This is a genomic window from Mucilaginibacter sp. UR6-1 (assembly GCF_020880975.1).
Classification (GTDB): Bacteria; Bacteroidota; Bacteroidia; order Sphingobacteriales; family Sphingobacteriaceae; genus Mucilaginibacter.
In genome coordinates, this window is record NZ_JAJIWP010000003.1 from 491,975 (window position 1) to 506,643 (window position 14,669).

At 43.2% G+C, this 14,669-nt stretch carries 16 protein-coding genes; 13 read left to right on the top strand and 3 right to left on the bottom strand.

Annotated elements, in window-relative coordinates; genetic code table 11:
* Positions 1 to 40: 40 nt before the first annotated feature.
* A complete protein-coding gene (locus tag LJ707_RS12580) occupies positions 41 to 1,345 on the top strand; it encodes an NAD(P)/FAD-dependent oxidoreductase (protein ID WP_228951437.1) in 1,305 nt (434 codons plus the stop codon).
* Complete coding sequence (locus LJ707_RS12585; protein WP_228951439.1) at positions 1,345 to 2,397, top strand: LLM class flavin-dependent oxidoreductase; 1,053 nt, start codon at positions 1,345 to 1,347, stop codon at positions 2,395 to 2,397. The genes LJ707_RS12580 and LJ707_RS12585 overlap by 1 nt, the downstream gene beginning before the upstream one ends.
* On the opposite strand, the gene LJ707_RS12590 is transcribed toward LJ707_RS12585, so the two are convergent.
* Complete coding sequence (locus LJ707_RS12590; protein WP_228951441.1) at positions 2,384 to 2,584, bottom strand: hypothetical protein; 201 nt, start codon at positions 2,582 to 2,584, stop codon at positions 2,384 to 2,386. The two genes, LJ707_RS12585 and LJ707_RS12590, sit on opposite strands and share 14 nt — an antisense overlap.
* 102 nt (positions 2,585 to 2,686) lie before the next feature.
* Here LJ707_RS12590 and LJ707_RS12595 point away from each other — a divergent pair, with 102 nt between their 5' ends.
* Complete coding sequence (locus LJ707_RS12595) at positions 2,687 to 3,883, top strand: MFS transporter (protein WP_228951443.1); 1,197 nt, start codon at positions 2,687 to 2,689, stop codon at positions 3,881 to 3,883.
* Positions 3,884 to 3,965: 82 nt separating this feature from the next.
* On the opposite strand, the gene LJ707_RS12600 is transcribed toward LJ707_RS12595, so the two are convergent.
* Positions 3,966 to 4,199, bottom strand: a complete 234-nt coding sequence (locus LJ707_RS12600; RefSeq protein ID WP_228951445.1) for a hypothetical protein — start codon at positions 4,197 to 4,199, stop codon at positions 3,966 to 3,968.
* Between the two features lie 210 nt (positions 4,200 to 4,409).
* On the opposite strand from LJ707_RS12600, the gene LJ707_RS12605 reads away from it, so the two are divergent.
* Positions 4,410 to 4,778: a VOC family protein gene (locus LJ707_RS12605; protein WP_228951447.1), complete on the top strand. Its 369-nt coding sequence runs from the start codon at positions 4,410 to 4,412 to the stop codon at positions 4,776 to 4,778.
* Positions 4,779 to 4,781: 3 nt separating this feature from the next.
* Here LJ707_RS12605 and LJ707_RS12610 read toward each other — a convergent pair whose 3' ends face one another.
* Complete coding sequence (locus LJ707_RS12610; RefSeq protein ID WP_228951449.1) at positions 4,782 to 5,357, bottom strand: hypothetical protein; 576 nt, start codon at positions 5,355 to 5,357, stop codon at positions 4,782 to 4,784.
* 208 nt (positions 5,358 to 5,565) lie between these two features.
* Between LJ707_RS12610 and LJ707_RS12615 the strand changes: the two genes are divergently transcribed.
* The 9 genes from LJ707_RS12615 (at position 5,566) to LJ707_RS12655 (ending at position 14,662) form a co-directional block, all read left to right on the top strand.
* Positions 5,566 to 5,970 carry a terminase small subunit gene (locus LJ707_RS12615; protein WP_228951452.1) on the top strand — a complete coding sequence of 135 codons (405 nt, stop codon included), beginning with the start codon at positions 5,566 to 5,568 and terminating at the stop codon, positions 5,968 to 5,970.
* A gap of 47 nt (positions 5,971 to 6,017) precedes the next feature.
* Positions 6,018 to 7,229 carry a PBSX family phage terminase large subunit gene (locus LJ707_RS12620; protein WP_228951454.1) on the top strand — a complete coding sequence of 404 codons (1,212 nt, stop codon included), beginning with the start codon at positions 6,018 to 6,020 and terminating at the stop codon, positions 7,227 to 7,229.
* An 18-nt stretch (positions 7,230 to 7,247) separates the two neighbouring features.
* Entirely contained in the window at positions 7,248 to 7,949 is a 702-nt protein-coding gene (locus tag LJ707_RS12625) for a hypothetical protein (RefSeq protein ID WP_228951456.1), read from the top strand.
* Entirely contained in the window at positions 7,892 to 8,095 is a 204-nt protein-coding gene (locus LJ707_RS12630; RefSeq protein ID WP_228951464.1) for a hypothetical protein, read from the top strand. Before LJ707_RS12625 ends, LJ707_RS12630 begins: the two co-directional genes overlap by 58 nt.
* Before the next feature lie 29 nt (positions 8,096 to 8,124).
* The gene (locus LJ707_RS12635) at positions 8,125 to 8,562 is read left to right on the top strand and encodes a hypothetical protein (protein ID WP_228951466.1); all 438 of its coding nucleotides are present in this window, start codon (positions 8,125 to 8,127) and stop codon (positions 8,560 to 8,562) included.
* 20 nt (positions 8,563 to 8,582) lie between these two features.
* Positions 8,583 to 10,682: a SprB repeat-containing protein gene (locus LJ707_RS12640; RefSeq protein WP_228951468.1), complete on the top strand. Its 2,100-nt coding sequence runs from the start codon at positions 8,583 to 8,585 to the stop codon at positions 10,680 to 10,682.
* Between the two features lie 12 nt (positions 10,683 to 10,694).
* Positions 10,695 to 12,737 (top strand): hypothetical protein, encoded by a 2,043-nt coding sequence (locus LJ707_RS12645; RefSeq protein ID WP_228951469.1) that lies wholly within the window; start codon positions 10,695 to 10,697, stop codon positions 12,735 to 12,737.
* 72 nt (positions 12,738 to 12,809) lie between these two features.
* Entirely contained in the window at positions 12,810 to 13,730 is a 921-nt protein-coding gene (locus LJ707_RS12650) for a hypothetical protein (protein WP_228951472.1), read from the top strand.
* Between the two features lie 11 nt (positions 13,731 to 13,741).
* The gene (locus LJ707_RS12655; protein WP_228951474.1) at positions 13,742 to 14,662 is read left to right on the top strand and encodes a hypothetical protein; all 921 of its coding nucleotides are present in this window, start codon (positions 13,742 to 13,744) and stop codon (positions 14,660 to 14,662) included.
* Positions 14,663 to 14,669: the final 7 nt, after the last annotated feature.

Genomic DNA, 14,669 nt, shown 5'->3' on the forward strand with positions numbered 1-14,669 from the left:
TTGCCAACTTGTGTGGTAGTGTATTTAAGCCGTTCACCACATGAAGATAGTTATCATAGGCGGAGGATTTGCCGGTTTAAAACTGGCCCGCGAATTAAATAACAAAAAGGGGTTTGATATAATGTTGCTTGATAAGGTAACATTTCACCAGTTTCAGCCGCTTTTTTACCAGGTTGCTACCGCCAGTTTAGAGGCCAGTAATATATCGTTCCCGTTACGCAAGGTTTTTCACAACAGCAAAAATGTACGCATACGTTTTGCCGAGGTGGAGGAGATCAAGCCCGAAATAAATACCGTAGTTACCGATATATGCGATTTTGAGTATGATTTGCTGGTATTGGCCACCGGTACGCAAACCAACTTTTTTGGTAACCAGCAAATCCAGTCGCACGCCTTCCCGATGAAGACTACCTTTGAGGCGCTGAGGCTGATGAACCGTATTATCAATAATTTTGAGGATGCGCTTGAGGTAAAAGACGATGCCGAGAAAAGCCGTGTAATGAGTATTGCCATAGTAGGTGCAGGGCCAACAGGAGTAGAGCTTGCCGGGGCATTGGCCGAAATGCGTAAGAATACCTTGCCTAAAGATTACCCGGAACTGAACTGGGATCTGATGCACATTTACCTCATTGACCATAACAAGAACCCGCTATCAAACATGAGCGAAAAATCAAGCAAAGAGGCAAGGCAGTACCTGGAAGATATGGGTATTGTACTTAAACTTGGTGCCGGTGTTGAGGAGTTTGATGGTGAAAGGATAGTTGAGGATAACGGTGAGATCATTAACGTAAAAACAGTGATATGGGCGGCGGGTGTGCGGGGCAATTTGCCTGATGGTATCCCGCCCGAAAATGTGGCCCGCGGTAACCGTGTACATGTTGACAGGTTTAACAAGGTGATTGGCTCAGGTAATATTTATGCAATAGGCGATATTGCTTACATGGAAACAGATCAGTATCCTAACGGGCATCCGCAGTTAGCCAGCGTGGCCGGCGATCAGGGTGAACATTTGGCCAAAAACCTGATCAGGCAAGCCGCCGGCGACCCACCGGTACCTTATGAGTTTGATAACAAAGGTGTAATGGCCACAATAGGTAAACGCAAAGCGGTGGTTGATCTGGAGAAACCAAAAATTCACTTTAAAGGCCGCATTGCCTGGTTTATTTGGATGTTTTTGCACTTAATGTTAATATTAGGCATCAAAAACAAACTGCAGATATTTATTAATTGGGCGTACAAGTATTTCACATCCGATCAAAGCCTGCGTTTGGCGCAGCGCATACGCGGTAAGGGTGAGGAGCTGCAAATATTCAGGCCCACAAATCATTCGCCCGTAAACAAATAATGATGGAATTAGGCATCAGCACCTTTGGCGAGGTAACGCCTGACGGTAAAGCAGGCGCCGCGGTAAATGCGCATGAGCGTGTGCAGCAATTATTAGAAGAAGTAAAGCTTGCCGATGAAGTTGGCCTGGATGTATTTGCCTTTGGCGAACACCATCGCCCTGATTTTGTAATATCATCGCCTGAGATAATGATGGCCGCCGCGGCATCTGTCACTAAAAATATAAAGCTCACCAGTTCGGTAACGGTACTCAGTTCAGTTGATCCGGTGCGCACTTTCCAGAATTTTGCCACGGTTGACCTGATCTCCGGCGGCAGGGCAGAGATCATTGCCGGGCGGGGTTCGTTCATTGAATCGTTCCCGCTTTTCGGGTTTAACCTTGATGATTACAACGAACTGTTTACCGAGAAACTGGAGATGTTCCTTAAAATAAATGAAAGCGAGAAGTTGAATTGGGAAGGTAAATTCCGTGCGCCTGTAAAAGGTCAGGGCGTATATCCGCGGCCGTTACAGCAACAAATACCGGTATGGATTGGTGTTGGCGGAACGCCTGCCTCTGCCAAGCGTGCGGGTGCATTAGGTTTGCCCATGATTATTGCCATATTAGGCAGCGCGCCCAGGCACTTTATAACATTTGTTGAGTTATATCGCGAATCGGCAGAAAAGGCAGGGCATGATGTAAGCAAGCTGCAATTAGGCATAAGCTCGCAGTTTTATGTGGCTGATACAACCGGGCAGGCGCAAAAGGAGTTCTATCCATCGTACGAGGCGTTGATGAACCGTGTCGGTCGTGATCGTGGCTGGTCACCCATGAACCGCGAGTCATTCAACTATCTGCGCGAGCAGGGGCCGTTAGTTGTTGGTGATGTGCAAAACGCTATTGACAAGATACTGGAACAATATGAGCTGTTTGGCAATACCCGTTTCCTGGCACAGTTGGTTACCGGCCATACGCCGCATAAGCAGGTTTTAAAAGCCATTGAATTGTACGGTACAAAGGTAGCGCCCGAAGTACGTAAGTATATCGATCAGAAAAAATTTAGCTTACTGTAGATGGGTCATCAACGCTTTCCATGCCTATTTCATCGGCCTGTAAATGATGTTCGGCTGCAAGCTCATCAAATTTTGAACGTAACTGGGTATCAATATTCAAGTCAGGGTCAAGCCTTAACGATTGTACGTAAAGCGTGTTATTATTTAGCTTATTAAAATAGCGGTAATGTATTTGGTCCGAATCCATATTATCATAACGTCACCCGGCTAAAAAAGTTCATGCTGCTACATTTTATAACATACTGACAAATCATTTTAAGGGTGTTGCTATCTTAGCGTTCTACTTATTATGATGACTGACAATAATACAAAACCCACGCTTACCCCGGCACTTACCTGGCTAATGGCCATTGGCGCGGGTATGGTGGTGGCCAATAATTATTATAACCAGCCGCTGCTTGCCAAAATAGCTGCGGAGTTTAAAGTAACCGAAGCTAAGGCCAGCCTGATAGCCATGCTTACGCAAATAGGTTACGCTACCGGTTTGCTGCTTATTATTCCGCTGGGTGATATGCTGCGGCGTAAAAAGTTGATATTGGTTGATTTTATATTTATCGTAATCGCTTTATTAGCCGCCGGCTGGGCCGGGAGTATACATATGCTTATGGTTGCCAGTTTTTTTATCGGGCTAACATCAGTTATTCCGCAGCTTTTTGTGCCGCTGGCAGCACAATTGGCCAGGCCCGAAGAAAGTGGCAAGGCCATTGGTACCGTAGTAAGTGGTTTGCTTATCGGGGTACTAACGTCGCGCACAGTGAGTGGTTTTGTAGGAGAGCATTATGGCTGGCGGGCTATATTTTTTATAGCCGCGGGTTTAATGGTTTTGCTTTGGATAGCCCTGCTCATTAAGCTTCCTGATATAAGGCCGCAGTTTAGTGGTACGTATGGCTCGTTAATGAGGTCGCTGGTGCGCTTTGTACGCACCGAACCCGCTTTGCGCCTTGCCGCGGCGCGTGGAATGCTGGCCTTTGCCAGTTTTAGCGCGTTTTGGACAACGCTTGTGTTTTTGCTTGAAGGGCCGCCGTTTTTTAAAGGGGCTGATGTAAGCGGCGCGTTTGGTATAATAGGGGCGGGCGGTGCCATAGCGGCATCAGTGGTGGGCAGGCTTACTGATAAAGTAAGCCGGTCATTCATCATCACCATAACATTAGGTATGATGGCCGTATCATGGCTGATTTTCGGTGTATATGGCTACTACTTTATCGGACTTATTGTTGGCGTTATCCTGCTCGATCTGGGTTTGCAGGCTATGCATATAACCAACCAGGCTATTATATTCGCCCTGCACCCGGAGGCACGTAACCGGCTGAATACCGTATATATGGTATGCTACTTTATAGGTGGCGCGTTGGGCACCTGGCTCGGTGGCCTGTGCTGGCAAAACTGGAAATGGATGGGCGTATCAGTGTTAGGTGGCGTACTGGTATTAGCAGCGTTATTATTGCATTTTGCCTTCGGCAGAGAAAAAGTAAGAAATTTATCTTAATAATAATCGGGCTTTAAATGCGCCGCCCCTGCACGGTTCCGTTCAACAAACCTGCATACAGGGCGGTTAATTCATTGTTCGCTTACAGGTCAAACACAGGTGTGGCTGTTTTTCCAATATTGTGTTTCTTTTTGTAAAGCGAGATGCCAACGGTAAGTACCGCTATGCATATAAGCAATGTTGATGCTATAATACGATGTGTAACAGGTAGCGCAGCTAATGCTGATGAACCGGTTAAGAACAACCCGAGGTCCGGAATAAGCAGGCCTAATAACGGGAAGGTTAAAAAAATTCTGAATTTTATAATATCTTCCATAAACAGATGTGTTTGTTATTACTTTACAAATATATACACTAATTTGTTGACATTTACATAAAAAAAATAAAAACATTCCGAATAGGTGTATTTCTTGTATTGATATACAGTGTTTTAACCCATTATTAAAAATTATTAACTAAGGTTGATAAGTTAATAATGAGTAAACAATCGGCTTGAATTCAGCAAAATGATAATTATATTAGCAAAATGAACAAAGCATTTTTAGGATTACGGACCACCATATACAAAGTGGCCGATTTGCAAGCGGCAAAAGAATGGTACATTAAGGCCTTTGAGGCTGAACCTTATTTTGATGAGCCATACTATATCGGCTTCAACATTGGTGGATATGAACTTGGTTTGCAGCCTGACGAAAGTACACTTGGCGATAACGTGGTTACTTATTGGGGTGTTGTTGATATAAACGCACAATTTGAGCGCCTTACCGCGGCTGGTGCCACCGCGTACGAAACACCACAAAACGTAGGTGGAGATATTTGGGTGGCAACTGTTAAAGATCCGTGGGGAAACGTGATCGGCCTGATCTATAATCCCAGCTTCAGCGTAGCTGAATAAAGTTTATTTGAATTTGATATCAAACTTGCCGGTAACTTTATAAAGTACGGCATTTTTGCTGGTATCTGATGCAAGGAAGGTGGTGAAGGTGCCCTTTGCGGCAACATCATCCTTTTCGTTAACATATTTTTTAAGCGAGAGCTTACCCAGGTCAAGCTCATGGGCTGATTTGCTTAGCGTGTAAGTAGGGGCCAGTTTTTCATCCTTAAATAAAAACTGGCTGCCTTCAACCTTTGTGGTGGCTTTGCTAACCGCTTCGCCAAGGCCGCTTATGCCAAAGCTCATGCTATGATCATCGTTAATGGCCGTAATTCCAAAATATTGATTGCCGGCCGTATCAACACGCACAAAGGCAATGCTATCTGTAGCGGCATCAAAAACGTAGGTACTGTCGTTAAAGGTAATGCTTAATTCGCCGGAGGTAGCAATAAAACTTCCTGATGATGAGGCAAGGGCGGTACTGTCTTTGGCATCTTTATTAAAACTCTGCAGATCCTCATCTTTACGGCACGAACTTATAACCGCCGAAACGAGCAATAAAAGGGAGAAAAATAAATGCGTAAACTTTTTAGTTCCCATCCGGACAGATTATAGTTAAAAGTACAAATTAATAACTCAAATAAACAATAGCAAAAGCATGGCCAAATGTCAATTTAACATTATTTAACTAAGTTAAATTTTTAATAAAAGTTAAAGTGGCATTTGCTCTAAAAAATTTCTTAAATTATTCTTTATATATAAAGAAATATCTGTATATTTGTAATGTTCTTTAAAACTCACATAACCTATGCCTGTCAAATTTTCATCGTCTACAGCCTTTCAACAAAAGGTCGACAATTATTTTAGACAATTTTGTACTGATATCCCTCCGACTGACAAAAAAGCTGATTCTCCCACTTTTTGCGGGATGATTCTCTATCTCGGATTTACCAGCAGGGAGGAATTCGGCATATATGAGCAGCAAGGGCGCTTTGCCGAAACCGCCCGCAAGGCAAGGTTGCAAATAGAAGCGGAGTATGAAAAGCGTTTGCATTTGTCATCGCCAACAGGGGCAGTGTTTGCCCTGCGTAGTATGGGTTGGGGTGGTGAGCAACCGTATGGCTCCGTAAGCATTAATCAGCCGCTATTACAAATTGAAGTAAAAAGTACGGGTATTTTGCCCGCTAATAGCGAGGGTGAAGTTGGTTTATAATTGAATATATATGCCAATTATCATTCAATTCATATTTTATTGTTTACATGGATACATCTGTATTATTTGATCATAATTTTCATTCATCTGCACATATTGTGGTGAACCAGGGCGGTACATCATCCGGTAAAACCTATGCCATATTGCAGGTGCTGTTTTGCCTGGCTTGTGAAACAGGTGGGCTGGTAATTACCGTTTGCGGGCAGGATATGCCCAACCTGAAAGCCGGTGCCATACGCGATGCGCTTAATATATATAAAAGTAACGTTCCGCTGATGGCCGCTGTAAAAACCTACAATAAAAGCGATCGCTTTTTTGAGTTTGCAAATGGCAGCATTATAGAGTTCAGGAGTTATGACAACGCCCAGGATGCCAAATCAGGAAAGAGGGATTATCTGTTTATTAACGAAGCCAACGGCATCAGTTGGGAAGTGTATAACGAGCTCGCCCTGCGTACAAAATTGCGGGTATACATTGATTATAATCCCAATACTGAATTTTGGGTGCATGATAAATTACTGGGCCGGCAGGGTGTGCAACTCATCATTTCCGACCATCGGCATAACCCTTTTGTGGATGATGCCGTGCGACAAAAAATTGAGGCTTTAAAACATGTTGATACTGAATTATGGAAGGTTTATGCACGTGGACTAACCGGCAAAATTAACGGACTGATACTCGCCAACTGGCAGGTATGCGAAGCCGTGCCGGATGGCGCGCGGTTAATAGCCACCGGCCTCGATTTTGGCTTTACCAATGACCCTACAGCCTGTTTACAGGTATACCGGCAAAACGGCGAATTATGGGTGCATGAGCTTTTTTATGAGCACGGGCTTACCAATACTGACATAGGTGCAAAGCTCCGGAATAATGGCCTAAGTGTTAACAGTGAAGTGATTGCCGATAGTGCCGAACCTAAATCCATCGAAGAATTGAGGCGTATGGGCTGGTACATCAGTCCGGCAAAAAAGGGTGCCGATAGCGTAGCCAACTCCATTGATATTTTGCAACGGTACAAGATTAATATTACCCGCGCCAGTACCAATTTACGTAACGAGCTTGGCCGGTATAAATGGAAAAGCGACAGGGCAGGCCGTACTATAAACGAGCCGGTTGATGCCTGGAACCACCTGATAGATGCCCTGCGCTATGTAGCGCTCAACAAGCTCGGGATAAGCAATAACGGCGCGGTACGTTCAAAGTTACCTGTAAGGCAAAGCCATACAGGTACTGACCCGTTGCTCAATGGTATTTTATAACAGATTAAGTAAATTTATATGATCGAAAAAAGTGTACAAACCCCCAAGGGTAAGCTGAGCATCCGTATGCCCGAAAATTTGGATGAGATAACCCTGGAGCAAATGATTGCCCTGCAAGCTGCGGAAAACTTAGGTGATGTTGAAGCCATCAGTATTTTATCAGGTGTGCCTGCTGACGAGTTGAAGCAGGTTACCAATGCTACGGAACTTTCCATCTTTAACGAACAGATTTTAAAGCTGGCCTTTGCCATAAAAAACCTTTACAACAGCGATAATATACCACAAAAGGTTACATTCAACATCAACGGCAATATTAAGCAAGTAAAGGTTTCAAATAATCTGGCAATTGAACCGGCCGGAGCGTATTGGGCAGCCCGGGATATTATTGCTGATGAAATTGCCGCGCATGTAAAAGCCTTCGGTGAGGCGGATTGGCAGGCCAATTTTAGTCCGGCGTTACAGGCGTGCGGTAAGCTACTGGCGCAATACTTTTATTGCCGCGCTACAGGAAAGCCATACAACGAATATGAGGCAGCGGCATTTATTGATGTGATAAACACCATGAAGGTAACGGAGGCTCTGCCCATAGCCAAACATTTTTTTACCTGTTATCCCGACTTATCGAGGAAGAAAATAGGCTTTTGGCAGCAGTTCCGTCATCTTTGGAGAAACGTGCGGGAATACAGGCGTTTGAAAAGTTTAAGCACATTAACACCCTGAATGCGCTATCGGGCGGCGACGTTACCAAATGGGACGACATCATGAATATGCCCTACGAAAGGCTGCTTACCAAGCTGCTGCTCAACAAAACTGAGGCCGAATATCAGCGCCGGTATACCGAAATGCTGCAGGCCAATAAATCATAAAATCAATCAATCTCAAAATAAATAATATTATGCCTATCCGCAATCATATCGAGGCTATTGTACACATGCTGGACGGTGCGCCGGGGTTTATACACGGCACCGCAAATGAGCTGAACACCATGGCCGATGCCGCCACATTTCCCTGCGTATTTATGTATCCTGTTGAAGGTATTGAGCTATCGCCACAGATAAATGGAAAGGTTGACAACCTGTTTAATCTCACGCTTGAGTTTTTATACCAAACCGACTTTGGTGAGTACACCGCCGATAATGAAACCTATGTTGCACAGGCGCTTGCCATGGCTTCGCAATTTATTGAAAAGGCGGCTTCGTATCGGGTTGGTACTAAAAGGTACTTTAAAATTAAACCAGGAGATAGGGCAAGGTGCCGCCCCCTGTACAATAAGTTCAATGTTAATACAACCGGTGTGGCCCTTAATGTAATGCTTGCCGCAACCAATTCTTAAAAATTCAATATCAACCCAAAATGGCTATAATCGCAAAAATTGATATAACCGATTACTCCTATTCCTACCCCGACCAAAACGGTGGCCAAACAACCTACGCCAATGTGTACATCCGTTTAACTGATTCCAATACAGGCGCAGCGGTTAATGGCAATAATACCGTTGTTTTTTACAACGAGATTGAGGGTGACGGTTTCATCACCAATTCGGTAACCATACCCGGCCAAAGCATCCTTATTTTTAGCGGGATGATAAGCGAATACCGGTATGATTATACGGGCGTGCTTATTTCATCCTATTCAAAAAGCTACGCTATCAAATCAGTTATCCCGGCAACAGAACCGGTTAATCCTACGGTATGCGATTTGAAGATCAATTACGTAACCGTAAACAAGCCGGAAAGTGCTCCCGGTGCTGCTGATGGGCAAATCACTGTTAATGCTGCATCAAGCTACGGGCCTATAACTTATAGTATTGATGGCGGCGACACTTTTCAACTCTCGCCAATATTTGCCAACCTTCGCGGTGGTTTGGTTCAAATAACCGTAAAAGATGGAAACCCATTAGGCTGTACGCAGCAAACCTCTATACAAGTACCTATACAAACCGGGTTGCTGATTGATGATCCATCTGTTACAGTGGGCAATAATACCTCCCGCTGGAACGCGGCATTCAATCCGGTGATATTCAGCTACCAGCGGCGCGATTTTGATGTGCTGAAGATTGATAGTTATTATATTCGTGATGAAGGCAATAAGGCCCGTTTGCATATCAATGGTGACATGAGCCTGGTAAAAGCCGACGATTTAGTATATATAAACTGCGGGGTATATCAGGGTGTATTTAAAGTAAAAACTAAAGATGCCGGTAAGCTGGTGCTCGATACGCCTTATAAAATTAATCAAACAGGGTTTGTTAACATCAACAGTATACGTCCTTATTATAAAATGCAAACCCGCATAACTTACCAGGATGCAGACACCGGTCAGGAACAAACCATTATAGCTACCCATCGTCCGGATGGCACAGGCCTTACCAGGGCTGATATATCTACCTTTTTGCAAAGCCTGCTGCAGGTAAAGGATAGTAGCAATTACACCCAGGTTAATCACCGTGATACCAACCTGAGCGCCAGCTACAGTATTGCTTATGATGAGGTATGGGATGGTAAATATGCCAATGGTACTCAATCCAAATACACTGTTGTGGCAGGCAACTACTATGTGCTGTACGCGGCCAAACAATTGGGCGAAAAGCATGGCGGCAACCTGGCAGCATACGTGCCATTTAAATCGGTCGCGGGTCCGTCATTACGTGCAAAATGGATTGCCGATTTTATAGAGCCTGCGTACAGTAATGGTTATCCGTTTGATGTTGGTTTTATTTACAGTGAGGATATGCTGGGCCTGGCTTTGTTTTGTGAACTAAAATTGCTCGACGTTAACCGGCAGCCTCTGCCCGGCGCCTTGCAAAACCAGTACCTGCTCAACGAGAATGGTTCGTGGCTGCTTAACCAGGATGGCAGTAAAATGGTAATCTCAAGGCAAACAACAGGTGATGTTTCAGTGCCGGCGCAATTGGGGCTTAACAGGCTGCTTATTAACCAGCAATTTCCGGCGGAAGCGCATTACGTTACCATCGCCCTGAAATATGTTGACACAAACCAACAGCAGCAAACTGTAACACAATTACAAACCATAAGGATAGATAAGGCCATTGATGATGCCTCTGTTTACCTGCGGTGGATAGGCTTGTCAGGTTCATGGAACTATTATCGCTTTGTTTATAATCAGGAAGTATCGTTAGATGTTCAGAATGCCGTTATCATTAAAAATTACGTACACGATTGGGAAAACCAGCAGGGTATTGAGGAGGTGATCAGCAAAAGCGCGGGTCAAAAGGTAAAGGTAATGGCCGAGGACCTGCCAGTTCAGGATATTAAAGGATTGCAATCCATCAAGTACTCGCCAAAGGTGCAAATGCTGGTGGGCAAAAATCCGGTCAAGTGGCAAACCATCGTAGTAAATACCGCTACTTATAGCGAATACGAAACCCGGAACGGGCAGGCCCCATTCAGTATCACCTTTAATATGCCGGCCATCAACATTCAGGCACAATAATAAACATATACCATGCAACTTTTTATAAACGATCAATTGGTTGACCTGGCCGACGATAACGCCATTGCCTTAACTTTTCAGATCAATAACCTTGGTGAGGTTAAAAACCAGCAAGGCAATACCTCTAACCAGTTTAAGCTGCCCTTAACACAGCGTAACCGGCGCATATTGGGTTTTCCGGATGATGTGGCTTTTAATACAGGTGAGTTATACAAACGATACAATGCCAAGCTGGTGCAGGATGGTTTAGAGGTTATTCCGTATGGCATTGCCGAGCTTAATAGTATTGATAATGATGTTGTGAACATCACCATACTATCAGGAAATGTTGATTTTTTTGATGCGCTGGGCGGCAAAATTTACGAGATGGGCGATAGCACCAGCCAGTGGAGTAAGTACGGAAAACAATTGTTCTGGCAATCGCACGATCATGAGTGGAACCTGCATAGTGTAATATCATCACAACAAAATACCGAAGGTTGGATTTACCCGGTTGTTGATTATGGTAAACTTACCTACAACCCGGCGGGCGGCCAGCACGAAATTAACGTACGCCAGCTACGCCCCGGTTTTTTTGTGAAAACAGCGGTCAATATGCTGGTATCGTCAACCGGTTACAGGGCGAGCGGCTCATTAACAAAAGATCTGTTGTATGATAAATTGATATGCCAGTTTAGCAATAGTAAATGGGAGCACGGTACTGATTATCAGAATCAACCGGATGAATTGAGTTCCGCCGTTTCATTAGCATCCGATTTTTCAAGGCAGCATCCGGATATTCACAGTAATAAGGGGACTGTTCAATTCAATCGTGTAGATGCCGACAAAGGGAAGCAGTTTAAAAACGGAACGACTTTTACGGCCATAGAAACCATGAAAGTAGAGGTTAAGTTTTTTATACCTGAATTTATATTTACGGGAGTGTATAAGGGCAGTCCTAACTCAACCTTTAAATTTATTTTAAGGGTAAACCGTAAGGGTACAGAACAGATTGTGCAGGAAATGTTTTTTGATCTCTCGGCCGATTATACCATCACAATAAAGGCTTTGAAGGTGGGATCACGGATATTCAGAAATCAAACCTTGTCACTTGAAATCCCGCTTGAAAAAAATGATAGTCTGCGGATGGATTACGAATTTTTTGGCGACCGCCCTTCGGGCTTCACTTTAAAGCAGGGTGCTTCGCTCACCATAAAACCCATTAACCAGGATGTGCAATACGGCCAAACCGTACAATGCGAACGTATACTGCCTGATCTGAGTCAGAAAGATTTTTTGAAGGATATACTGCAACGCTTCGGTATTATTTGCCAAACCAACGCGGTTGAACGTACGATCGTTTTTTCGAGCTTGCGGGATATTGTGAAGAATATTCCGAACGCTAAAGACTGGACCGGCAAATGCCTTGACCAGGGCAAACAGATCACTTACCAGTTAGGTAATTATGCCCAGATGAATTACATGCTGTTTGAAGAGGATGATGCCATACCGCCAAAGTTTGGCCAGGCGCAGATTGATATTCAGGACGCCTCGTTACCGGCATCGGCCGAGTTATTTAAATCTCCTTTTGCACCAAGCCTTAACACGCCATACATTGGTGGGCCGGTGGCGCAGATCAGGATGATGGAGCAGGAAGGTGATGATTTTAGCATAGAAGTGTCGCCCCGACTGCTTGTAAACGAAATACGCTACATTAGTGATGCAACACCCATTAAGTTTTTCGATGGTACTAATGAGGTTATCGTAAAAAACGATTACATAAGCACACCCTACTTTTACAAGGAAGGAGCAGAGCAGCATTTATGTTATGCTGATATGTTTGACGGCAATACAACATACCCGGGTACTAAAAGCCGGTATTACGCTGAGCTGGAAAAAGTATTGCAGCAAACTAAAAAGGTGGTACGCTACTTTACGCTTACCCCGCGCGATGTACTGGAGCTTGACCTGCTTATACCCGTTTACCTGCAACAGGATGGCGCGTATTACTACATCAACAAAATAGATAGCTGGCGTAAAGGACAGCCCACAAAGGTTGAGTTGATAAGATTGTAATGCTAATTATATTAGTTTTTATGAGTAACATTTTTTATGTTTATCACGTAAAAAAGAATCATTTTTAAACTGATGAAAAAAATACTCTTAACAATAATAACAGCCTTATCCGTTGCTATAGCCTTCGGTCAAAACAACAGTTACATCAAAAGCGGCTCCATCGGTAAAGCCCCGCAGGAAAAGCCCGCTCAAAAGGAAGACAAGTTTTTATATGGCCCTGTAAAATACCGAGAGTTAAGAGAAACAGTTGGCGAAAAATATTTAATAATTCCTATTATGAAGGAATTAGCATCAGGCGGTTACAGATCAATATCCAAAGGAACAATTTACAATTTTGATACCAAGCTGTCGGCAGCAGAGGGGGTAGGTAAAGTGTTGATATTAAAATCTATAGATGATAAGTATGCTCATTTTATCGATAGCTTGGGTAATGATTATGTATCCGATTTACTAAATGGTTATATAAATAAACTTGTACCAGTATATGATATCGAACAAGCGCGCAAGTTATTTTTGGATAAAATATTGTGGTTGAATCAAACTGAGATATACATATTTGATGAAATTAAGCAATCTTATTCGCCAATAAAAAATTTACGATTTGAACAGGTTACAGTGATTGATATTGTGGTAAGCTATAACTCAAGCGTACCAATAAGGTTTATATTAAAGAATAAAAAAGGTGAAATTGGATTAATGGATGTTATTGTAAGTGGCACAAACTCATCCCCTGAATATTTATTCAAACATCGATTCGCAAATATATTTTTTACTAAAGATCCCAAACTTACTTACAAGTATACCCCCGCCATGTGGGCGAAGATTAAGGCCGGAGTTACAGAAATTGGTATGACGGAAGACCAGGTAAAACTAAGCCGTGGTTTTCCTGACAAGATCAATCGCTCAACCGGTGCCGGTACTGCCGACCAATGGATATACGGCGAAAGCTACCTGTATTTTCGCAACGGTAAGTTAACCAGTATTCAAAATTAAAATTAACCTCAATGCAAAAGATTATACTCATCACCTTAACTACGCTGTTTATCAATACAGCCTTTGGCCAAAATAACAGTTACATTAAAAGCGGTTCCATAGGTAAAACCCCGCAGGAAAAGCCTGCTCAAAAGGAAGACAAGTTTTTATACGGCCCTGTAAAATACCGAGAGTTAAGTGAAACAGTTGGAGAAAAATACGTAGTTGTGCCTTTAATGAAGCGGTTTGCTGCTGATGGTTATACATATTTGTCAACAGGCACTGTTTTTGACCGGGATAAAAAGGTTTTAGAAACAGAAGGTGAAGGAAAAATATTGATATTAAAATCATTAGATAATGAATATGCACATTTTAAAGATAGTGTGGGGATGGATTATACATCGCAATTATTTGAGGGATCTATAAAAGATATTGTACCTGTGTATGATATTGATCAGGCCAGAAAATTGTTTTTAGGTAAAACACTATGGTTGAACCAAGATCAGATTTATACTTTCGATCAAGAAAAGCAATCTTACACACCAATAAAAAATCTAAGATTTGAACCCGTTTTAGTGACTGATATTGTAATAAGTTATCTATCAAGTGTGCCTGCAAGGTTTATAGTTAAAACTAAAAACGGTGAGGTTGGCTTGACTGATGTTCTTGTAAGCGGCACTAATTCAGCCCCTGAATTTTTATTTACACGTAGGTTCACAAATATTTTCTTCACAAAAGATCCTAAACTTACTTACAAGTTTACACCCGCTATGTGGGCGAAGATTAAGGCCGGAGTTACAGAAATTGGTATGACGGAAGACCAGGTAAAACTGAGCCGTGGCTTTCCTGACAAGATTAACCGCTCAACCGGTGCCGGTACTGCCGACCAGTGGATATACGGCGAAAGCTACCTGTATTTTCGCAACGGTAAGTTAACGAGCATTCAAAATTAATTGCACA